The sequence below is a fragment of the Rhodopseudomonas palustris genome, assembly GCF_003591005.1.
Classification (GTDB): domain Bacteria; phylum Pseudomonadota; class Alphaproteobacteria; order Rhizobiales; family Xanthobacteraceae; genus Rhodopseudomonas; species Rhodopseudomonas palustris_K.
In genome coordinates this window covers 151,966-171,377 of record NZ_QYYD01000007.1, presented here as the reverse complement: position 1 = coordinate 171,377, position 19,412 = coordinate 151,966, and the positions used below count along the sequence as shown (strand labels likewise).

At 65.3% G+C, this 19,412-nt stretch carries 20 protein-coding genes; 12 read left to right on the top strand and 8 right to left on the bottom strand.

Annotated features, from left to right (window positions below; translation table 11 throughout):
- Positions 1 to 326: 326 nt before the first annotated feature.
- From mnmG to hemJ, 4 genes are all read right to left on the bottom strand, one after another.
- Positions 327 to 2,201 (bottom strand): tRNA uridine-5-carboxymethylaminomethyl(34) synthesis enzyme MnmG, encoded by a 1,875-nt coding sequence (mnmG, locus tag D4Q52_RS08995; protein ID WP_119856199.1) that lies wholly within the window; start codon positions 2,199 to 2,201, stop codon positions 327 to 329.
- A 116-nt stretch (positions 2,202 to 2,317) separates the two neighbouring features.
- Complete coding sequence (gene mnmE / locus D4Q52_RS08990; protein ID WP_119856198.1) at positions 2,318 to 3,634, bottom strand: tRNA uridine-5-carboxymethylaminomethyl(34) synthesis GTPase MnmE; 1,317 nt, start codon at positions 3,632 to 3,634, stop codon at positions 2,318 to 2,320.
- Between the two features lie 95 nt (positions 3,635 to 3,729).
- Positions 3,730 to 4,995: a transcription termination factor Rho gene (gene rho / locus D4Q52_RS08985; RefSeq protein ID WP_054162154.1), complete on the bottom strand. Its 1,266-nt coding sequence runs from the start codon at positions 4,993 to 4,995 to the stop codon at positions 3,730 to 3,732.
- A 268-nt stretch (positions 4,996 to 5,263) separates the two neighbouring features.
- The gene (hemJ, locus tag D4Q52_RS08980; RefSeq protein ID WP_119856197.1) at positions 5,264 to 5,704 is read right to left on the bottom strand and encodes a protoporphyrinogen oxidase HemJ; all 441 of its coding nucleotides are present in this window, start codon (positions 5,702 to 5,704) and stop codon (positions 5,264 to 5,266) included.
- A 448-nt stretch (positions 5,705 to 6,152) separates the two neighbouring features.
- Between hemJ and D4Q52_RS08975 the strand changes: the two genes are divergently transcribed.
- The 4 genes from D4Q52_RS08975 to dnaQ are packed head-to-tail and all read left to right on the top strand — an operon-like array spanning position 6,153 to position 8,946.
- A complete protein-coding gene (locus D4Q52_RS08975; RefSeq protein ID WP_119856245.1) occupies positions 6,153 to 6,992 on the top strand; it encodes a pyruvate, water dikinase regulatory protein in 840 nt (279 codons plus the stop codon).
- On the top strand, positions 6,989 to 7,597 hold the full coding sequence (locus D4Q52_RS08970; protein WP_119856196.1) for a Maf family protein: 609 nt from the start codon (positions 6,989 to 6,991) through the stop codon (positions 7,595 to 7,597). The genes D4Q52_RS08975 and D4Q52_RS08970 overlap by 4 nt, the downstream gene beginning before the upstream one ends.
- Positions 7,598 to 7,612: 15 nt before the next feature.
- Entirely contained in the window at positions 7,613 to 8,212 is a 600-nt protein-coding gene (gene coaE, locus D4Q52_RS08965) for a dephospho-CoA kinase (protein ID WP_119856195.1), read from the top strand.
- Between the two features lie 38 nt (positions 8,213 to 8,250).
- Entirely contained in the window at positions 8,251 to 8,946 is a 696-nt protein-coding gene (dnaQ, locus tag D4Q52_RS08960) for a DNA polymerase III subunit epsilon (protein ID WP_119856194.1), read from the top strand.
- A 114-nt stretch (positions 8,947 to 9,060) separates the two neighbouring features.
- Here dnaQ and secB read toward each other — a convergent pair whose 3' ends face one another.
- Positions 9,061 to 9,528 carry a protein-export chaperone SecB gene (gene secB, locus D4Q52_RS08955; protein ID WP_119856193.1) on the bottom strand — a complete coding sequence of 156 codons (468 nt, stop codon included), beginning with the start codon at positions 9,526 to 9,528 and terminating at the stop codon, positions 9,061 to 9,063.
- Between the two features lie 430 nt (positions 9,529 to 9,958).
- On the opposite strand from secB, the gene D4Q52_RS08950 reads away from it, so the two are divergent.
- Genes D4Q52_RS08950 through D4Q52_RS08940 form a run of 3 tightly spaced genes read left to right on the top strand, consistent with a single transcriptional unit; the run spans position 9,959 to position 12,783 of the window.
- Positions 9,959 to 10,666, top strand: a complete 708-nt coding sequence (locus D4Q52_RS08950; RefSeq protein WP_119856192.1) for a Tim44/TimA family putative adaptor protein — start codon at positions 9,959 to 9,961, stop codon at positions 10,664 to 10,666.
- A complete protein-coding gene (locus D4Q52_RS08945; protein ID WP_234831125.1) occupies positions 10,644 to 12,191 on the top strand; it encodes an MltA domain-containing protein in 1,548 nt (515 codons plus the stop codon). Before D4Q52_RS08950 ends, D4Q52_RS08945 begins: the two co-directional genes overlap by 23 nt.
- 4 nt (positions 12,192 to 12,195) lie before the next feature.
- Complete coding sequence (locus D4Q52_RS08940) at positions 12,196 to 12,783, top strand: Smr/MutS family protein (RefSeq protein WP_119856191.1); 588 nt, start codon at positions 12,196 to 12,198, stop codon at positions 12,781 to 12,783.
- Positions 12,784 to 13,140: 357 nt separating this feature from the next.
- Here the strand turns inward: D4Q52_RS08940 and hslU are convergent, their stop codons facing one another.
- The 3 genes from hslU to hslV form a co-directional block, all read right to left on the bottom strand.
- A complete protein-coding gene (hslU, locus tag D4Q52_RS08935) occupies positions 13,141 to 14,445 on the bottom strand; it encodes an ATP-dependent protease ATPase subunit HslU (protein ID WP_119856190.1) in 1,305 nt (434 codons plus the stop codon).
- Between the two features lie 68 nt (positions 14,446 to 14,513).
- Positions 14,514 to 15,125: a DUF2585 domain-containing protein gene (locus tag D4Q52_RS08930; RefSeq protein ID WP_182915273.1), complete on the bottom strand. Its 612-nt coding sequence runs from the start codon at positions 15,123 to 15,125 to the stop codon at positions 14,514 to 14,516.
- Positions 15,122 to 15,691, bottom strand: a complete 570-nt coding sequence (gene hslV / locus D4Q52_RS08925) for an ATP-dependent protease subunit HslV (RefSeq protein ID WP_119856188.1) — start codon at positions 15,689 to 15,691, stop codon at positions 15,122 to 15,124. Before hslV ends, D4Q52_RS08930 begins: the two co-directional genes overlap by 4 nt.
- Before the next feature lie 191 nt (positions 15,692 to 15,882).
- On the opposite strand from hslV, the gene hisB reads away from it, so the two are divergent.
- The 5 genes from hisB to hisF all read left to right on the top strand — a co-directional run bounded on the left by hisB (position 15,883) and on the right by hisF (position 19,358).
- Complete coding sequence (hisB, locus tag D4Q52_RS08920; RefSeq protein ID WP_119856187.1) at positions 15,883 to 16,476, top strand: imidazoleglycerol-phosphate dehydratase HisB; 594 nt, start codon at positions 15,883 to 15,885, stop codon at positions 16,474 to 16,476.
- Positions 16,477 to 16,498: 22 nt separating this feature from the next.
- Positions 16,499 to 17,014: a DUF2628 domain-containing protein gene (locus tag D4Q52_RS08915; RefSeq protein WP_119856186.1), complete on the top strand. Its 516-nt coding sequence runs from the start codon at positions 16,499 to 16,501 to the stop codon at positions 17,012 to 17,014.
- Positions 17,011 to 17,661 carry an imidazole glycerol phosphate synthase subunit HisH gene (hisH, locus tag D4Q52_RS08910; protein ID WP_119856185.1) on the top strand — a complete coding sequence of 217 codons (651 nt, stop codon included), beginning with the start codon at positions 17,011 to 17,013 and terminating at the stop codon, positions 17,659 to 17,661. The genes D4Q52_RS08915 and hisH overlap by 4 nt, the downstream gene beginning before the upstream one ends.
- Before the next feature lie 181 nt (positions 17,662 to 17,842).
- Positions 17,843 to 18,580, top strand: a complete 738-nt coding sequence (gene hisA, locus D4Q52_RS08900) for a 1-(5-phosphoribosyl)-5-[(5-phosphoribosylamino)methylideneamino]imidazole-4-carboxamide isomerase (protein WP_119856183.1) — start codon at positions 17,843 to 17,845, stop codon at positions 18,578 to 18,580.
- Between the two features lie 10 nt (positions 18,581 to 18,590).
- A complete protein-coding gene (hisF, locus tag D4Q52_RS08895) occupies positions 18,591 to 19,358 on the top strand; it encodes an imidazole glycerol phosphate synthase subunit HisF (protein ID WP_119856182.1) in 768 nt (255 codons plus the stop codon).
- Positions 19,359 to 19,412 lie beyond the last annotated feature (54 nt).

The window sequence follows — 19,412 nt, the reverse complement described above, 5'->3', positions numbered from 1 at the left end:
TGAATGGGGCTACAGTTGCTTGCGTCGCCCTCACCCAAACCCTGACACGTAGGCGGAAGAGTCGGCGCGAGGGCGCTTTGGGAGGTAAAACGTTGGTCGGAAGGCTGATTGGTTGGTTTAGGCCAGTCTGGGGCGTTCGGCGTAGCGGCTCAGGTAGCCTCGAAATCCCGAATCCAGCTGAACGGAACGACCGTCATACGAGCACAGCCTGGTCCTTCTCCCGCTTGCGGAAGAGGTGGGGTAGACGCCTCGCTACCGTTAGATAGATGGCGCGCCATGTTTCACGGTGAAACAGGGCAAGATGGTATGCGTTTCACGTGAAACAGCTATGGAGCCCCTGACACCCGAGGTTTCCGTGCTTCACGTCGGATGAAAGCGGCAAGAATACCCAACGCCGCCGGCGTGATCCCGTCGAGCCGTCCCGCCTGCCCGACCGTATGGGGGCGATGCCGCTCCAAGCAGGTGCGGGCCTCGTTCGACAAACCGGGCACTTCTGCGTAGTCGATATCGACCAGCGATAGGCTCTCGTCGCGCCGAAAAGCTTCGACGTCGGCCTTCTGCCGCTCCAGATAGACGTCGTATTTGGCATCGATCTCGACGTGGCAGGCGATGGTGGGCGAAACGGCACCCAGTTCCGGCCAGATTGCCCTCACCTGCTCCCAGCCGATCTCCGGGTAGGATAAGAGATCGAACGCCGAGCGGCGCTGGCCATCGCGATTGAGTGCGAGCCCATGTCGGGCGGCTTCGTTCGGGGTGATCGAGAGCGATCGCGCCAGCGCCTTGGCGTCGGCCAGCGCGGCCATCTTGGACCGGTGAAACGCCGCTCTTTCCGTCCCGACGCAGCCGAGCGCCAAGCCGCGGCCGGTCAAGCGCTGGTCGGCATTGTCGGCGCGCAGCGTCAGGCGATATTCGGCCCGTGAGGTGAACATCCGGTACGGTTCGGTGATGCCGCGGGTCACCAGATCGTCGATCATCACGCCGAGATAGCCATCGGCGCGGTCGAACACCGCCAGATCGCCTCCCCCCGCACGCAGCGCCGCATTCAATCCTGCGACCAGTCCCTGCGCGGCGGCTTCTTCATAGCCCGTCGTGCCGTTGATTTGGCCGGCCAAAAACAGCCCCCGCAGCCTCTTGGTCTGCAGCGTCGGCTCCAGCTCGCGCGGATCGACGTGGTCATATTCGATCGCGTAGCCCGGCCGGATCATCACGGTCCGCTCCAGACCCGGAATCGTGGTCAGGATCGCGCGCTGCACCTCTTCCGGCAGCGAGGTCGAGATCCCGTTGGGATAAACGGTCGGATCGTCGAGGCCTTCCGGCTCCAGGAAGATCTGATGGCCGTCGCGGTCGCCGAACTTGACGATCTTGTCCTCAATCGATGGGCAGTAGCGCGGCCCGGTCGACTGGATCTGCCCCGAATACATTGGCGAGCGGTGCACATTGGCACGGATCACCTCGTGGGTCGCTGGCATCGTCCGGGTGATGCCGCATTCGATCTGCGGCGTGGTGATGGCGGCGGTCAGCACCGAGAACGGCTCAGGCGGATCATCGCCCGGCTGCATCTCGACCGCGCCCCAGTCGATGGTCCGGCCGTCGAGCCGCGGCGGCGTGCCGGTCTTGAGACGGCCAAGCCTGAAGCCCAGCGTCTCGAACGAGGCGGAGAGGCCGAGCGCGGGCGCCTCGTCGATCCGGCCGGCCGGCCAGCTTTGTTCCCCGAGGTGGATCAGGCCGCGCAGAAAAGTGCCGGTGGTGATGACCACCGCGCCGGTCGTCAGCTGCCGACCATCGGCGAGGCGGACGCCGGTGACGCGGCCGTCGGCGGACAGCAACGCATCAGCCTCGCCCTCGACCACCTTCAGATTGGCAATCGCCTGGATCGCGGTCTGCATCGCCGCCGCATACAGCTTACGGTCAGCCTGGGTCCGCGGTCCGCGGACTGCCGGACCCTTGCGGCGGTTGAGCATCCGAAACTGAATGCCGCCGGCGTCGGCGACACGGCCCATCAGCCCGTCGAGCGCATCGACCTCGCGAACAAGGTGCCCCTTCCCAAGTCCGCCGATCGCCGGGTTGCACGACATCGCTCCCACCGTGGCGAAACGATGAGTGACCAGCGCGGTGCGAGCGCCAGTCCGCGCAGCTGCAGCCGCAGCCTCGCAGCCGGCATGACCGCCGCCAATGACGATGACATCGAAAGTTGTCTGCATAGCTGGCTTCTAGCGCACCAGCGCTCTACTTTGAAGCGGTATCAGCTGGACCGCGTGGTGGCTTGTTTCACGTGAAACATAAGCGGACGCGACGACGGCATCTGTTCCCCCGCCGTCTATTTCCCAATACAGAAGCGCCCGAAAATCTCGCCCAACACGTCCTCGACATCGACCCGCCCGAGCAAACGCCCCAGCGAGCGGCTCGCGAGCCGAAGCTCTTCCGCCACCAGCTCGGGCTCCAGCCCGGGCTTCATGCTGCATTGCAACATACTCGCAGCATCCTGCAATGTAGCCCGGTGCCGATGCCGCGTAATGACGCCAGCTTCGCTTGATCCAAAATAGTCCGCCGCGAATTGCTGCAGCGCAGCAATCAACAGGTCGATCCCCTCGCCTGTTGCCGCCGAAATCCGAAGCCTGATGCCAGCATCCGCCGAAGCAGTTCGATTCACGTCCGCCTTGGTCTGCAGACGCCAAACCGTGCCGTCCGGCCATGACGGCCGCGCCTCGCCGCGCCCATCGTCCAGCCACAACACCAGATCCGCGTCGCCGACCCGGGCCTGGGCGCGACGGATCCCCTCCTGCTCGACCGGATCGGTGCTGTCGCGAATGCCGGCCGTGTCGAACAGCGTCACCGGATAGCCGCCGAGGTCGAGATGCACCTCGATGACGTCCCGGGTCGTGCCGGCATGCGGCGACACAATCGCGACCTCGCGGCGCGCCAGTCGGTTCAGCAGCGTCGACTTGCCGACATTCGGCGCGCCGGCGATCGCAACCACCAGCCCGTCGCGCAGCCGTTCGCTCTTGCTCTCGGCTGCGAGAACCTCTGAAATTTCGCTGTGCAACTCTGCGATCTTGCGAAACGCCAGCGCCATCAGGTCGCCCTGCACATCGCCCTCGTCGGAAAAATCGATCCCCGCCTCGATCAAAGCCGCCGCCTCGATGATCTGCGCACGCCATTGCCGGGCGCGGTCGCCGAGCAACCCGCCGAGCTGCCGCATCGCCTGGCGCCGCTGCATCTCGGTGTCGGCATGGATCAGATCGTCGAGCCCTTCCGCCTCGGTCAAATCGAGCTTGCCGTGCTCAAATGCGCGCCGGGTAAATTCGCCGGGCTCCGCTGGCCGCACATCGTCGAACGACGACAGCGCCGCCGTCAGCGATGCCAGGACAGCGCGGCCACCGTGAATGTGAAACTCGGCGACGTCCTCGCCGGTCGCACTGCTCGGCGCCGGAAACCACAGCACCAGGGCGTCGTCGATCGGCCCGCCGCTGTGCGCGCGAAGCGCGGCTTGGCGGGCCGTTCGCGGCGGCGGCAACTCGCCCGCCACCGCCTTCAATACCTCTCCAGCCCGCGGACCGGACATCCGCACGATCGCGATCGCCGACGGCAACAGGCCCGTGGCGAGCGCGAAGATGGTCTGGTCGTTTGCATGCATGCGCTGTCTTGCCGGGCTACGCGGCCCGGCGCAACGCCGAAACAAAAAGGGCGCCCGTTTCGGGGCGCCCTTCGTATCGTTATGGTCGCCGACGATCAGGTGTTCATCGACTCGAAGAACTCGGCGTTGCTCTTGGTGTTGCGCAGCTTGTCGAGCAGGAAGTCGATCGCGTCCATGGTGCCCATCGGGTTGAGGATGCGGCGCAGCACGTACATCTTCTTCAGCACCTGCGGATCGGTGATCAGCTCTTCCTTGCGGGTGCCGGAGCGCGAGATGTCGATCGCCGGGAAGGTGCGCTTGTCCGAGACCTTGCGGTCAAGGATCAGTTCGCTGTTACCGGTGCCCTTGAACTCTTCGAAGATCACTTCGTCCATGCGCGAGCCGGTGTCGACCAGCGCGGTGGCGATGATGGTGAGCGAGCCACCCTCTTCGATATTTCGCGCGGCGCCGAAGAACCGCTTTGGGCGCTGCAGTGCGTTGGCGTCGACACCGCCGGTCAGCACCTTGCCGGAGGACGGCACGACGGTGTTGTAGGCGCGGCCGAGGCGGGTGATCGAGTCGAGAAGGATCACGACGTCGCGGCCGTGCTCGACGAGCCGCTTGGCCTTTTCGATCACCATCTCGGCGACCTGGACGTGGCGCACCGCCGGCTCGTCGAAGGTCGACGACACCACCTCGCCCTTCACCGAGCGCTGCATGTCGGTGACTTCTTCGGGCCGCTCGTCGATCAGCAGCACGATCAGATAGCACTCGGGATGATTGGCGGTAATCGAGTGTGCGATGTTCTGCATCAACACCGTCTTACCAGTGCGCGGCGGCGCGACGATCAGGGCGCGCTGGCCCTTGCCGATCGGCGCCACGATGTCGATGACGCGGGCCGACAGATCCTTGCGGGTCGGATCGTCGATCTCGAGCCGGAAGCGCTCGTCCGGAAACAGCGGCGTGAGGTTGTCGAAATTGACCTTGTGCTTGGACTTCTCGGGATCCTCGAAGTTCAGCGTGTTGACCTTGAGCAGCGCGAAGTAGCGTTCGCCTTCCTTCGGGCTGCGGATATGGCCCTCGATGGTGTCGCCGGTGCGCAGACCGAAGCGGCGGATCTGCGACGGCGAGACGTAGATGTCGTCCGGGCCTGGCAGATAATTGGCATCCGGCGAGCGCAGGAAGCCGAAGCCGTCGGACAACACCTCGACGACGCCTTCGCCGATGATGTCGGTCTCTTTCGCCGACAGCTGCTTCAGGCAGGCGAACATCAGTTCCTGCTTGCGCATCGTGCTGGCGTTCTCGACCCCCAGCTCTTCCGCAAACGAGACGAGCTCGGCCGGCGTCTTCGCCTTGAGGTCTTGAAGTTTCATTTCCCGCATTGGGATAGTCCTGTGGAAAAGCGAGAGAGGGGATTCGTCAGCGGAAGAGAGCGGCGACTGGAAATACGGGGAGTCCGCAGGTCTTCAGGTCGACGACGTCTTGAGCAAGGAAGGTGCGAAGAGGCTTCAAACCCGATGCGGCGGCCGGCCAAAACGGAACCGGATCGCAACCACATTCGCCTGCTTTAGGTGGGACGCCCGAACTATAGAAAATCAACGGATGCTTCGCAAGGCGTTCGATATCGCTGCGCCGCCCGATTTTGCGGCATCAGAACGGCTTCACCACCACGAAGATCACCGCGCCGATCATCAACAAGGTCGGTACTTCGTTGATAATCCGATAGAATTTATGCGATCGCGTGTTCCGATCTGCGGCGAAATCGCGCACGTAGCGGCCCAGCAGAACGTGAATCACGGTCATCAGCACCACCGCGGCGAGCTTGGCGTGAAACCAGCCGGCGACGAAATAGCCCTGCTGCCAGGCGATCACCAGGCCCGCCACCCAGGCCACCATCATGGCCGGGTTCATGATCGCCCGATACAGCCGTCGCTCCATCACCTTGAAGGTTTCGGACTGCACCGACCCAACCTCGGCGGCGCAGTGATAGACGAACAGCCGCGGCATGTAGAGCATCCCGGCCATCCATGAGATCACCGCGACGACATGCAGAGCCTTCACCCAGAGGTAGACGTCGGTCCAGTCGAGCATGGGGTCGCCAATCGCGGAGCAGTCGCGTCCCGGATCGGAACCGATGTTCCTCACCGCGCGTTACTCGAATGCGCGATGACGGACTTTTCCGCAAGCTCCACCCTTCTAAACAATATTTATAGATTCTTAGGGTTTGAGTCGTAGTGAACGTGAATAGTGCCGGCGCAACGGATGCCCCGGCTTGTCCTTGTGCGATTCACATTTGCACAGGCTGCGGCCGGCGCTGTCCCAGACGCGCCGAACGCTGTGCGACGGCCTGACTCGGCCTTTTGTCGTCGCTTTATCAAGAGACAAATCCACATTCACCCGTTAACCTCGGCTTCATCCCGAGACACTTTCCTCACCCCGAGGCCTGTGAAGAAAACGCCGGGTTATCCCGCCCGGTCCGGCCGCGGCGTCGCAATCCGGCGGCGTTCGCCCCGTTGTTCACAGGATACACAGGGTCATGATGCTGACCGACGGCAGCTATTTTCACCTCCATCTGGTGTCGGATTCGACCGGCGAGACCCTGATCACAGTGTCCCGCGCGGTCGCGGCGCAATACGCCAACGTCAATGCGGTCGAACACGTCTACCCGCTGGTGCGCAGCCAGAAGCAACTCGACCGCGTGCTGCAGGAGATCGAGGAATCGCCGGGCATCGTGCTGTTCACTTTGCTGGAGGGCGAACTGGTCAGCCGGCTCGAAGCCAAATGCCAGGAGATCAACAGCCCGAGCCTGTCGATCATCGGCCCGGTGATGCAGCTGTTCGAAGCCTATCTGGGCGCATCGACCACCGGCCGGGTCGGCGCGCAGCACACCCTGAATGCCGAATACTTCCAGCGCATCGACGCGCTGAACTATTCGATGATGCACGACGACGGCCAGCACGTCGAAGGCCTGGAAGAAGCCGACGTAGTGCTGGTCGGGGTGTCACGCACCTCGAAGACGCCGACCTCGATCTATCTGGCGAATCGCGGCATCCGCACTGCCAACGTGCCGCTGGTCGCGGGCATTCCGATTCCGCATCAGCTCGAAACTTTGAAAAAGCCCCTTGTGGTCAGCCTGCATGCCTCGCCCGAGCGGCTGATTCAGGTGCGGCAGAACCGCTTGCTCAGCCTCGGCGCCGGCACTGGCAACGATTCCTATATCGACAAACAGGCGGTGACCGACGAAGTGTTGCTGGCACGCCGGCTCAGCGCCAAATATGGCTGGGCGCTGCTCGACGTCACCCGCCGATCGATCGAGGAAACCGCCGCGGCGATCATGAAACTGCTCGCCGATCGGCAGCGTCAGAGGATGTCGGAATGACACTGTGGCTGGGGCCGCATCCGCTGGTGCTGGCGTCGCAAAGCCGCGCCCGGCAGGCGCTGCTGACCCAGGCGGAAATCCCGTTCGAGGCGATTCCCGCCGATATCGATGAGCGCGGGATTGCCAAAGCGTCGGGCCTGTCCTCGCCCGGTGAGATCGCCGGTCTGCTGGCGCGCGAGAAGGCGGCGTTCGTCTCGAACCGCCATCCCGGCCGCCTGGTGCTTGGCGCGGATCAGACCCTGGCGCTCGGCGCTCGCGGCTTCAACAAGCCGGCCGATCGCGCCGAGGCCGCCAAGCAGCTGCGCGAACTCGCCGGCCGTCGCCACGAGCTGCATTCGGCGATCGCGCTGGTGCGTAGCGGCATCACGCTGTTTTCCGATGTGGTGATTGCCCGCATGACGATGCGGCCGCTGACCGACGACGAGATTTCCGCCTATCTGGATCAGGCCGGCGACAAGGCGCTGTCGAGTGTCGGCGGCTACCAGGTCGAAGGCCTCGGCGTGCATTTGTTCGACGGCATCCATGGCGATCACTTCACCATTCTGGGCCTGCCGCTGTTGCCTCTGCTGGCATTTCTGCGTAGCCAGAAATTGCTGACGTTCTAGGGAGCAGGCGAAGCAATGCTGGTGCTCGGGCTGACCGGGTCGATCGGAATGGGCAAGTCGACCACCGCCAAGCTGTTCGAAGAGGCCGGCGTGCCGGTCTATGATGCCGACGCCACCGTGCATAAGATCTACGAAGGCGAAGCGGTGCCGGCGATCGAGGCGGCTTTTCCGGGCACTGTCGTGAACGGCAAGGTCGACCGCGCGCTACTGTCCGCGAAAGTGGTGCACGACGCCGCGGCGATGAAGCGGCTCGAGCAGATCGTGCACCCGATGCTGCGCTCGCATCACCAAACCTTCTTGGACGACGCCGAATCGTCCGGCGCCGCCGTCGCGCTTGTCGACGTGCCGCTGTTGTTCGAGACCGGTGGCGAGAAGCGGGTCGATGCGGTGGTGGTGGTCACCACTTCGCCGATCGTGCAGCGCGAACGCATTCTGGCGCGAGAGAACATGACGCCCGACAAGCTCGACGCCATCCTGGCGCGGCAGATGCCGGATGCCGAAAAGCGCAAGCGCGCCGATTTCGTGGTGGATACCTCGCACGGGCTCGACCCGGTGCGGGCCAGAATCCAGGAAATCCTCGCCGCCGCTGCTAAGATGCCGCGACGCCGGCCGTGAGTCGGCGAGCTTCGCTGTTGCCGGACTGCTGATCTGTCATGCGTGAAATCGTTCTCGATACCGAAACCACCGGCCTCGATCCGCTCCGCGGCGATCGGCTGGTCGAGATCGGTTGTGTCGAGATCTACAACCGGATGCCGACCGGCCAGACCTATCACCAATATATCAATCCCGAGCGGGACATGCCGGCCGAGGCCTTCGCGGTGCACGGGCTGTCGGCCGAATTTCTCGCCGACAAGCCGCTGTTCGCGCAGATTGCTGATCAGTTTCTCGATTTCATCGGCGACGCGCCGCTGGTGATCCACAACGCCTCGTTCGACATCAGCTTCATCAATGCCGAACTGGCGCGGCTGTCGCGCGTGGCGATCCCGCGCGAGCGGCTGGTCGACACGCTGCTGCTGGCGCGGCGCAAGCATCCGGGCGTGTCCAACCGTCTCGACGATCTGTGCTCGCGCTACGCCATCGATAATTCGCGCCGCACCAAGCACGGCGCGCTGCTCGACGCCGAACTGCTGGCCGAGGTCTATATCGACCTGATCGGCGCGCGGCAGTCGCAGCTGATTCTCGCCGAAGTGCCGACGGAGCATACTGGCGTCGGCGGCGACACCCCGCGCCGGCAGCGGCCGATCGCGCTCGTGCCACGGCTCACCGCGAGCGATCTGGAAGCCCACCGCGCCTTCATCGGCCTGATGGGCGAGAAGGCGATCTGGAACGAGTACACGGCCGGCGCCTGAGCGGCCGCGCCCCGGTTCGTCCGGGCATCCAACGCCAGCGCATCACCCCCAGAACGCAAATGGCCGGGACAAGCCCGGCCATGACAACGTTTGGATCGAGGCCCGAGCCGAATCTCAGCTCGGCTGACCCTGAGCGCGCTCGAGGTTCTGGCGATACAGGCCGACGAAATCGACCGGGTCGAGCATCAGGGGCGGGAAGCCGCCGTCGCGGACCGCGGTGGCGATGATCTCGCGGGCGAACGGGAACAGCAGCCGCGGGCATTCGATCATGATCAGCGGGTGCAGATTTTCTTCCGGAATGTTGACGATCCGGAAGACGCCCGCATAGGCGAGCTCGAAGCTGAACAGCACGCTGCTGCCGGATTCGGCCTTGCCTTCGATCGACAGCGTCACTTCGTATTCGGTGTCGGCCAGCTTGTTGGCGCCGACATTGATCTGGATGTTGATGGCCGGCTGGTTCTGCTGCGGCGCCAGCGAGGCCGGGGCGTTCGGGTTCTCGAACGACAGGTCCTTGGTGTACTGCGCCAGCACGTTGAGTTGCGGAGGAGCGCCCTCGGGAGGAGCACCATTGCCATTGGTCATCGAAATTCTCCTGGAGCGCGGGAGGCTGTGGCCGCAGGGCGGCATCCACGCGGATAAGCGGGTGAATCTGTCGGCGAGTGGCTAACATAGCCGCGCCGCCATCCACAAGGTCGACCGACGTGCTAGCGCCGCCGATCGCCGGTTGCGTCGGGCCGCCAAGACGACCGGTCGGTCACGTCTAAATCACTGGCGCCGTGAACTTTCTTACAATGATCCGGTTTCCCAGTTGCGACGAAGGGCCTACATTCGGCCGGATCGTGGCGCGGGCGCGACGGGACGGCACTTGCCAACTGGCCCGGCTGTGCCAAAACGCGGCATTGGACGGGCCGAGTTCCTCCCTACATGTGGAGCTGGCCCATCGTGAATTTGGGCCGCCGGTCCGCAGGCGCATTGTGCGCCGGGTCCGGCGCCGATGAGAAAGTGAAGCGACGTGGATATCTACACCATCATCTTCCTGGCACTTGCGGTGTTCATCTTCCTGCGTCTGCGCAACGTGCTGGGTCAAAAAACCGGCAACGAACGTCCGCCGTTCGATCGTGCCGCGGCGCGCGACGTGCTGCCCGGCAAGCCGGACACCAATGTGGTGCCGATGCCGGGCTCTGTGATCGATCAGGCACCTGCCGCGCCGAGCGCCGACGTGGTGCCGCCGTCGGATCGCTGGAAGGGCATTGCCGAGCCCGACTCGCCGCTCGCCCACGGCCTCAATGCCGTGTTGCTGCAGGACTCCTCGTTCGATGCCAATCATTTCCTGACCGGCGCCAAAAGCGCGTACGAGATGATCGTGATGGCGTTCGCCAATGGCGATCGCCGTTCTCTCAAGGACCTGCTGTCGAGCGAGGTCTATGACAGCTTCGACGCCGCCATCAGGGAGCGCGAGAAGAACGAGTACAAGACCGAGACCCGCTTCGTGGCGATCGAGAAGGCGGAGCTGGTCGGCGCTGAAGTCCGCGATCACACCGCACAGCTCACCGTGCGATTCGTGTCGCAGATGATTTCGGTGACCCGCGACAAGACCGGCGCGGTCGTCGATGGTACCCCCGACAAGGTTTCGGACATCACCGACGTCTGGACCTTCGCCCGCGACATCAGCTCGCGCGATCCGAACTGGAAGCTGGTTGGCACCGGCGCCGGCCAGTGAGCCGCGCGGCGCACCGCGCGCCGTCTGGGTGCGCGGTGCCCTCGCCGCGCTGCTGTTGACGCCGTTGTCGGCGGACGCTGCGCCCCGGCACTCTGCGCCGAAGCATCATCATCACGCCAAACGGCACGTCCAACCAGTTTGGCCGATCGAAATTCCCGGCGCCCAATACGCGCCGGTGAGTTGGGATCAAGTCGCCGGCTGGAATGACGACGACCAGCTCGCGGCGTTCAAGACCTTTCGGGTCAGCTGCCGGCCGATCCTGGCGGCTCGCAGCAAAACCGTTTCCGACAGCAAGCCGCTCGGCGCCTCGCTGGCCGAGCCATGCGCCGCGGCGCGAAACGCCGACGTCACCGGCAATGCCGCGGCTCGCAAGTTCTTTGAACAGCATTTTCTGCCGGTGGAGATTTCCCGGCTCGGCGAGGAGGCCGGCTTCGTCACCGGATACTACGAGCCGGTGGTCGAGGGCTCGCGGGTGCAGACCGACGTCTACAACGTGCCGGTCTATCGCCGGCCGTCGAATCTGTTCGTGCGTGGCTACGCGCAGGACGCCGCACTTCCAAACGGTGGCCCGGTGTATCGCAAGATCGGCCGACGCAAGCTGGTACCGTATTACGACCGCGCCGCGATCGAAGACGGCGCCGTGGCTGGCCGCGGTCTCGAGATCTGCTGGCTGAAGAGCCAGACCGACTTGCTGTTCTCGCAGATCCAGGGCTCGGCACGCGTGAAGCTCGAGGACGGCAGCGTGGTCCGCATCAATTACGATGCACATAACGGTTACCCCTACACGCCGGTCGGCCGCGTGCTGATCGATCGCGGCATCATCCCCAAAGAGCAGATGTCGATGCAGCGCATCCGCGAATGGATGGACGCCAATCCGGACGGCGCCAAGGAGCTGCGGCGCGCCAACCGCTCCTACGTGTTCTTCCGCGAGGTCAAGCTGAAGGACGACGACGAGGCGGTCGGCGCCCAAGGCGTGCCGCTCACCGCCGGCCGTTCGATCGCCGTCGACAAGGCGCTTCACGTCTACGGTACGCCGTTCTTCATCACCGGCGAATTGCCGGTCGAGTCGGCGAGCGCCAGGACGGGATTTCGCCGGCTGATGGTGGCGCAGGATACCGGCTCCGCGATCGTCGGTCCGGCACGCGCCGATTTGTATTTCGGCGCCGGCGCTGCGGCCGGTGCGGTGGCCGGCCGGATGCGACACCCGATTCGTTTCGTGATGCTGATGCCCAAGAGTCTTGATCCATTGGCGCGCGGCCGCACCATGCCCCTCCCCGACCCGCGGCCCTCGGCGAAGATCGCCAAGCTGTTTCCGCAGACACCCGTCAAGGCTTCCCCGTCGGCTCAGCCGGAGACCAAGCCCGCCGACGCAACGGCGAGCAATCCTCCGATCTCGCCCGCCACCCAGGCCGTGCCGACGCCGCAGACGCGCCCGGATCCGCCGCCGGCCGATGCGGCAAAGCGCAAGCCCAAGCCTGAGCCCAAGCGTTCCGACGCACCGTCTCCGCAACGGCCGGCGCCGTGATCGCATGAAGCGAGTCATCCCTCCGGTCGATCCACCGGCCTCGCGCCGCAAGCGTCAGCTCAGCGAGGACGAGCGCGCGCTGTGGGACAGCGTCGCCAAGCAGGTCAAGCCGTTGCGCGGGCGACCGCGGCTGACCCGCATCGAACTGACTGCAGCCCCGGACGCACCCGTCGCAAAGTCGACTGCCCCGCCGCCATCGCAGCAGCCGATCAAGCGCCCGGCCAAACTCGCGGCGCCGATGAGTCCGCCACCGCTGGCGACGCTCGGCCGCCGCGAACGCTCGCATCTGTCGCGCGGCCGCAAGGATATCGACGCCCGGATCGATCTGCACGGCATGACCCAGGCGCGCGCCCATCTCGCGCTGCTGCGGTTTCTGCAGCACGCCAGCCACGACGGGCTGTCGTTCGTGCTGGTGATCACCGGCAAAGGCGGACGCCCCGGCGACGGCGAACGCGGCGTCCTTCGCCGCCAGGTGCCGCACTGGCTGAGCCTGCCGGAATTCCGCAGCTACGTGATCGGCTTCGACGAAGCCGCGATCGGCCACGGCGGCGAAGGCGCGCTGTATGTGCGGGTAAGAAGGGCGCGCAGTTAGTTAGCAAGCTCGGGTATGGTTAGTAAGCCTTGGATCTCATCCGGCGACGTATCCCCATCCACCGCCGTCATCACCCGCGCATGCGGGTGATCCAGTATCCCAGAGCATCTGTTACTTAGCAGCAGAACTGGATCGCCCGGTCGAGCCGGGCGATGACGTAGGAGAGTGGGGAGAGGCCGGTAGGTAGCCGAAACGCATCACGACCCCACGCCCGTCATTGCCGGGCTTGACCCGGCAATCCATCGTCTTGCGAGGAACGATGGATGCGCGGGTCAAGCCCGCGCATGACGTTTGTACTTGGAGTAGGCACTCTGCGTCATCAGCGGCTCGAGCCGATCACGTCTATTCCCCACCCACCTACAAAATAAACCGGCTCAGATCCGTGTTCTTCGCCAGGTCGCCGACGTTCTTCTGGACGTAGTCGGCGTCGATGCGGATGGTTTCGCCGCCGCGGTCGGGGGCCACGAAGGAGATGTCGTCGAGCACGCGCTCCATCACGGTCTGCAGCCGCCGCGCGCCGATGTTCTCGACCGTGGAGTTGACCGCCACGGCAACGTCGGCGAGCGCATCGATGGCGTCGTCGCCGAATTCCAGTGTGACGCCTTCGGTCTGCATCAACGCCACGTATTGCTTGAGCAGCGATGCTTCCGGCTCGGTCAGGATGCGGCGCATGTCGTCACGGCTGAGCGCGCTCAGCTCGACGCGAATCGGCAGCCGGCCCTGCAGTTCCGGCAGCAGGTCGGACGGCTTGGCGATGTGGAAGGCGCCCGAGGCGATAAACAGGATGTGCTCGGTCTTCACCGCGCCGTGCTTGGTGGTGACGGTGGTGCCTTCGATCAGCGGCAGCAGATCGCGCTGCACGCCCTCGCGCGACACTTCTCCGCCAGAGCGGCCGTCGCGCACGCAGATCTTGTCGATCTCGTCGAGGAAGACGATGCCGTTGTTCTCGACCGCGGCGATCGCTTCCTGCACCAGCTGATCGCCGTCGAGCAGCTTGTCGGCTTCCTCGTTCACCAGGATATCGTGCGATTCGGCGACGCTCAGCCGGCGGGTCTTGGTTCGGCCGCCCATCTTGCCGAAGATGTCGCCGAGCGAGATTGCGCCGATCTGGGCGCCTGGCATCCCGGGAATCTCGAACATCGGCGCTCCGCCGCTACCGCCCTGGGTCTCGATCTCGATTTCCTTGTCGTTGAGTTCGCCGGCGCGCAGCTTGCGGCGGAAGGAATCGCGGGTTGCCGGGCTCGATCCTGGGCCGACCAGCGCGTCGAGCACGCGCTCCTCGGCGGCGACCTGGGCGCGCGCCTGGACATCCTTGCGCTTGCGCTCGCGGACCTGCGCGATCGCGACTTCGACGAGATCGCGGATGATCTGCTCGACGTCGCGGCCGACATAGCCGACCTCGGTGAACTTGGTGGCTTCGACCTTGAGGAATGGCGCGCCGGCGAGCTTCGCCAGCCGCCGCGCGATCTCGGTCTTGCCGACGCCGGTCGGGCCGATCATCAGGATGTTTTTCGGCAGCACTTCTTCGCGCAAGGACCCTTCGAGCTGCAGCCGCCGCCAGCGGTTGCGCAGCGCGATGGCGACCGCGCGCTTGGCGTCGGCCTGGCCGACGATGAAGCGGTCGAGTTCGGAAACGATTTCGCGGGGGGAAAAGTCGGTCATGGGGCCTACGTAGGGTCGGTCGGAGTGAGGAGCAAGCGGTGAGATGCAAGCAGTCAGATGCAAAGCTGTTAGATGATGGGCGGTCCCGCCTGCCACTGCCGGATGGCATCGGATGGATAGATCAGCATGATGACGTTGAGGGTCAGATTGTCGCGGATGTGCAGCCCGACCAGCACTTCGAACACGACCGCAATGGCGATCGTCACCGCGACCGGCAACCGCCACGCCAGCAAGAAGCCCACGATCATCGCACAGGTATCGGCGACCGAATTGACGATGCTGTCGCCGTAGTAATCGAGCGAGATCGTGCCGGCGCGGTAGCGCTCGATGATGCAGCTGGAATTCTCGGTCAGCTCCCAGGCGCCTTCGATCAGCACCGCCGCGATCAGCCGCGCCGCCCACGACCACCGCGGCAGCACGAGCCGCGTGCCGGCGTAGAACAGGAAGCCGTGGATGATGTGCGAGAACGTATACCAGTCGGTGAGGTGCTGCGAATTCTCCGAGCTCTGCACGACGCCGTGCCACAGCTTGACGGTGCCGCAGGTGCAGATCGGCACCCGCCCCATCGCGTACAGCGCCGCGGCCTGCACGCAAAGCAGGCCAATAACGACCAGCAGCGCCCGGCGGACCGGCAGGCCGGCCGCGGACGCACCCGGCCGTTCGGCCCGCGCCATGCTCATGCGGGCAGCGTTTCGATGGTGAGATTGCCGTTGGTGTAGACGCAGATCTCGGCCGCGATGCCGAGCGATTTGCGCACGATGGTCTCGGCGTCCTGATCGGTGTCGATCAGCGCTCGGGCGGCCGCCAGCGCGTAATTGCCGCCGGAGCCGATCGCCATCACGCCGGCTTCCGGCTCCAGCACGTCGCCGGTGCCGGTCAGCACCAGCGACACGTCCTTGTCGGCGACGATCATCATGGCTTCGAGCCGCCGCAGATAGCGGTCGGTGCGCCAATCCTTGGCGAGTTCGACCGCCGCGCGGGTGAGCTGGCCGGGATATTGTTCGAGCTTGGCCTCGAGTCGCTCGAACAGCGTGAAGGCGTCGGCGGTGGCGCCGGCGAATCCGCCGATCACCTCACCCTTGCCGAGCTTGCGGACCTTCTTGGCGTTGGCCTTGATGACGGTCTGGCCGATCGAGACCTGCCCGTCGCCGCCGATCACCACCTTGCCGCCCTTGCGGACGGTCAGAATGGTGGTGCCGTGCCAGACCTGCGGAGCGGCCTCGCCCGAGGAAGAATGAATGTTCATGGCAATCCTTTCGCGAGCGCTGATCTAGGCACGACCGGCCGCCGATGCAAACCGCCCGGCAAGTGGCCGATGCGGCGGGCGAATTCCAGTCACCATAGGACGAAGATCGGGACGCGGTTGCGCCGCGTGCAGTAGCGAAGCCGTCATCCGCCTGTTAAAAGGGCGGCGTTTTTCAAGGAGTGTCCGCTTTGATGCGCACGGCGACGATCAAGCGCAAGACCCGCGAGACCGACATCGAGGTGACCGTCAACCTCGACGGCACCGGCGTGTCCAATTCGGCGACCGGGATCGGCTTCTTCGACCACATGCTGGAGCTGCTGGCCAAGCATTCGCGCATCGACATCACCGTCAAGGCGGCCGGCGATCTGCATGTCGACTTCCACCACACCACCGAGGATGTCGGCATCGCGCTCGGCCAGGCGGTCAAGCAGGCGCTCGGCAACATGGCGGGGATCACCCGCTATGCCAGCATGCTGATGCCGATGGACGAGACGCTGACGCGGGTGGTGATCGACGTCTCCGGGCGGCCGTTCCTGGTGTTCAAGGCCGAGTTTCCGCGCGACAAGATCGGTGAGTTCGACACCGAGCTGGTACGCGAATGGTTCCAGGCCTTCGCCATCAACGCGGGCGTGACTCTGCATGTCGAGACCCTATATGGCGTGAACAGCCACCATATCGCCGAGTCCTGCTTCAAGGGTCTGGCGCGGGCGCTGCGTGCCGCGGTGGCGATCGATCCGCAAACGGCAGGCGAAGTGCCTTCGACCAAGGGGCAGCTCGGCGGCTAGCGCCGTCCAGCGGAGACATCGGATGCCGGTCTACACAGTTCATGCGCCCCCGGACGGCGACGAGCGCAGCGCCGCGCCGGACCGTTTCGTGTTCGTGCGCGACGGGTTCTACTTTTGGGCGTTCGTGTTCGGTCCGTTGTGGCTGCTGACCAAGCGGTTGTGGCTGGCGCTGCTCGGTTATCTGGTCGTGTCGGTGGCGGCGGCCATGGCGCTGAGCGCGCTCGGCGTCGTCGGCCTGCCGCGTGTGCTGGTGCTGCTGCTGATCGCCGTGCTGCTCGGGCTTGAGGCCGGCAGCCTGTGGCGCTGGACGCTGCGCCGCCGTGGCTGGCGCCAGCTCGACGTCGCGATCGGCGACGATCTGCCGGCTGCCGAGCGGCGGTTCTTCGATCGCTGGTCCGGCCGTCAGGGCACCCCGGTCAGCTTTTCGCTGCCGGTCGACCGCGGCGCCCCGCCGCCGCCCCGCGGCATCCCGCTGCCGGCGTCGTCGATCCATGGCGATATCGTCGGCTCGTTTCCGCGTCCGGGAGGGCTGCGATGAGCGTCGCTATTGTCGATTACGGCTCCGGCAATCTGCACTCCGCCGCCAAGGCGTTCGAACGTGCGGCACGGAGCATGGAAATTCCCGAGAAGATCATCGTCACCCGCGATCCCGAGCAGGTGTTTCGCTCCGACCGCGTCGTGCTGCCGGGCGTCGGCGCCTTCGCGGACTGCCGCAAGGGACTGGACGCGATCGACGGCATGGTCGAGGCGCTGAACGAGACGGTGCGGGTCAAGGCGCGGCCGTTTTTCGGCATCTGCGTCGGCATGCAGCTGATGGCGACCCGCGGCAAGGAGCACGTCACCACCGAGGGCCTCGGCTGGATTCCCGGCGACGTGGTCAAGATCGCGCCCCAGCAGGACGATCTGAAGATCCCGCACATGGGCTGGAATACGCTCGACGTGCTGGCGGATCACCCGGTGCTGGAGAAGCTGCCGCTCGGGCCGAAGGGCCTGCACGCCTATTTCGTGCACTCCTTCCACCTCGCCGCCGAGAACCACGCCGACGTGCTGGCCCGCGCCGACTATGGCGGCCCGCTCACCGCGGTGGTCGGCCGCGACACCATGCTGGGCACCCAGTTTCACCCGGAAAAGAGCCAGCGTTTCGGGCTGGCTCTGATCTCGAATTTTCTGAAGTGGAAGCCGTGAGCATGACGATGCGGCCATACCTCCGGAGCGCGCGATGGCGCTGCTCCCCTCCCCCTTGCGGGGAGGGAGCCTGCCCCGGACTTGATCCGGGGTCGGGGGTGGGGGTCCGCGAGTCCGGCGCGCGTGGCTTACCCCCCACCCCAACCCTCCCCCGCAAGGGGGGAGGGAGCGAGCTCCTGCGATGATTCTCTTCCCCGCGATCGATCTCAAAAACGGCCAGTGCGTGCGGCTCGAACAGGGCGACATGGCGCGCGCCACCGTGTTCAACCTCGATCCCGCCGCGCAGGCGAAAAGCTTCGCGGCGCAGGGCTTCCAGTATCTGCACGTGGTCGATCTCGACGGCGCTTTCGCCGGCAAGCCGATGAATGCGCAGGCGGTCGAGGCGATGCTCAAGGTGGTGTCGATGCCGGTGCAACTCGGCGGCGGCATCCGTGATCTGAAAACCATCGAAGCCTGGCTCGCCAAGGGCATCAGCCGCGTCATCATCGGCACCGCCGCGGTGCGCGATCCGGCGCTGGTGAAGGATGCCGCCAGGCAATTCCCCGGCCGCGTCGCCGTCGGCCTCGATGCTCGCGACGGCAACGTCGCGGTTGAGGGCTGGGCCGAGAGTTCGCAGGTCACCGCGCTGGAGATCGCGCAGCGCTTCGAAGACGCCGGCGTCGCCGCGATCATCTTCACCGACATCGCCCGCGACGGCCTGCTGAAGGGCATCAACTGGGACGCCACGATTGCGCTGGCTGATGCGATCAGCATTCCGGTGATTGCCTCGGGCGGCCTCGCCTCGATCGAGGATGTGAAAACGTTGCTCAGCCCGCGTGCTCACAAACTCGAAGGCGCGATCGCCGGGCGGGCGCTGTATGATGGCCGGCTCGATCCGGCGCAGGCGCTGGCGCTGATCGGCGCCGCCAAGGCCGCGTAAGGACGCCGCGATGTTCAAGGTCCGCGTCATTCCCTGCCTCGACGTCAAGGACGGCCGCGTCGTCAAGGGCGTCAACTTCGTCGATCTGCGCGACGCCGGCGACCCGGTCGAGGCCGCGATCGCCTATGATGCCGCCGGCGCCGACGAATTGTGCTTCCTCGATATCACCGCCACCCATGAGAACCGCGGCATCATGCTGGACGTGGTGCGGCGCACGGCGGAGGCCTGCTTCATGCCGGTGACCGTCGGCGGCGGCGTCCGCACCGTCGACGATATCAAGACGCTGCTGCGTTCGGGCGCCGACAAGGTCTCGATCAATTCGGCCGCGGTGGCACGGCGCGAATTCGTCAAGGAGGCCGCCGAGAAGTTCGGCGACCAGTGCATCGTGGTGGCGATCGACGCCAAGCGGGTACCGAACAGGGACCGCTGGGAAATTTTCACCCATGGCGGCCGCAAGGGCACCGGCATTGACGCGATCGAGTTCGCCCAGGAGGTCGTATCGCTGGGCGCCGGCGAGATCCTGCTGACCTCGATGGACCGCGACGGCACGAGGGCCGGCTTCGACCTGCCGCTGACACGCGCCATCGCCGACAGCGTCGGCGTTCCGGTGATCGCCTCGGGCGGTGTCGGCAATCTCGATCATCTGGTCGACGGCATCCGCGAGGGCCACGCCACCGCGGTGCTGGCGGCCTCGATCTTCCATTTCGGCGAATACACCATCCGGCAGGCCAAGGATCACATGCTGCAGGCCGGTCTGCCGATGCGGCTCGATCCTTAGCCTCGATCTCTGGTTTCCTGTCGACCGGTGCGGTAATTTTGCATCGGCAGAACT

Coding starts and splice junctions, on each gene's coding strand:
- D4Q52_RS08970 (WP_119856196.1), top strand. CDS start 6,989: ATGACACTGTGGCTGGGGCCGCATCCGCTGGTGCTGGCGTCGCAAAGC.
- hisA (WP_119856183.1), top strand. CDS start 17,843: ATGATTCTCTTCCCCGCGATCGATCTCAAAAACGGCCAGTGCGTGCGG.
- hisF (WP_119856182.1), top strand. CDS start 18,591: ATGTTCAAGGTCCGCGTCATTCCCTGCCTCGACGTCAAGGACGGCCGC.
- mnmE (WP_119856198.1), bottom strand. CDS start 3,634: ATGCATGCAAACGACCAGACCATCTTCGCGCTCGCCACGGGCCTGTTG.
- hslV (WP_119856188.1), bottom strand. CDS start 15,691: ATGAACATTCATTCTTCCTCGGGCGAGGCCGCTCCGCAGGTCTGGCAC.
- D4Q52_RS08940 (WP_119856191.1), top strand. CDS start 12,196: ATGAAGCGAGTCATCCCTCCGGTCGATCCACCGGCCTCGCGCCGCAAG.
- hisB (WP_119856187.1), top strand. CDS start 15,883: ATGCGCACGGCGACGATCAAGCGCAAGACCCGCGAGACCGACATCGAG.
- rho (WP_054162154.1), bottom strand. CDS start 4,995: ATGCGGGAAATGAAACTTCAAGACCTCAAGGCGAAGACGCCGGCCGAG.
- D4Q52_RS08930 (WP_182915273.1), bottom strand. CDS start 15,125: ATGAGCATGGCGCGGGCCGAACGGCCGGGTGCGTCCGCGGCCGGCCTG.
- hslU (WP_119856190.1), bottom strand. CDS start 14,445: ATGACCGACTTTTCCCCCCGCGAAATCGTTTCCGAACTCGACCGCTTC.
- secB (WP_119856193.1), bottom strand. CDS start 9,528: ATGACCAATGGCAATGGTGCTCCTCCCGAGGGCGCTCCTCCGCAACTC.
- D4Q52_RS08975 (WP_119856245.1), top strand. CDS start 6,153: ATGCTGACCGACGGCAGCTATTTTCACCTCCATCTGGTGTCGGATTCG.
- dnaQ (WP_119856194.1), top strand. CDS start 8,251: ATGCGTGAAATCGTTCTCGATACCGAAACCACCGGCCTCGATCCGCTC.
- D4Q52_RS08915 (WP_119856186.1), top strand. CDS start 16,499: ATGCCGGTCTACACAGTTCATGCGCCCCCGGACGGCGACGAGCGCAGC.
- mnmG (WP_119856199.1), bottom strand. CDS start 2,201: ATGCAGACAACTTTCGATGTCATCGTCATTGGCGGCGGTCATGCCGGC.
- hemJ (WP_119856197.1), bottom strand. CDS start 5,704: ATGCTCGACTGGACCGACGTCTACCTCTGGGTGAAGGCTCTGCATGTC.
- coaE (WP_119856195.1), top strand. CDS start 7,613: ATGCTGGTGCTCGGGCTGACCGGGTCGATCGGAATGGGCAAGTCGACC.
- hisH (WP_119856185.1), top strand. CDS start 17,011: ATGAGCGTCGCTATTGTCGATTACGGCTCCGGCAATCTGCACTCCGCC.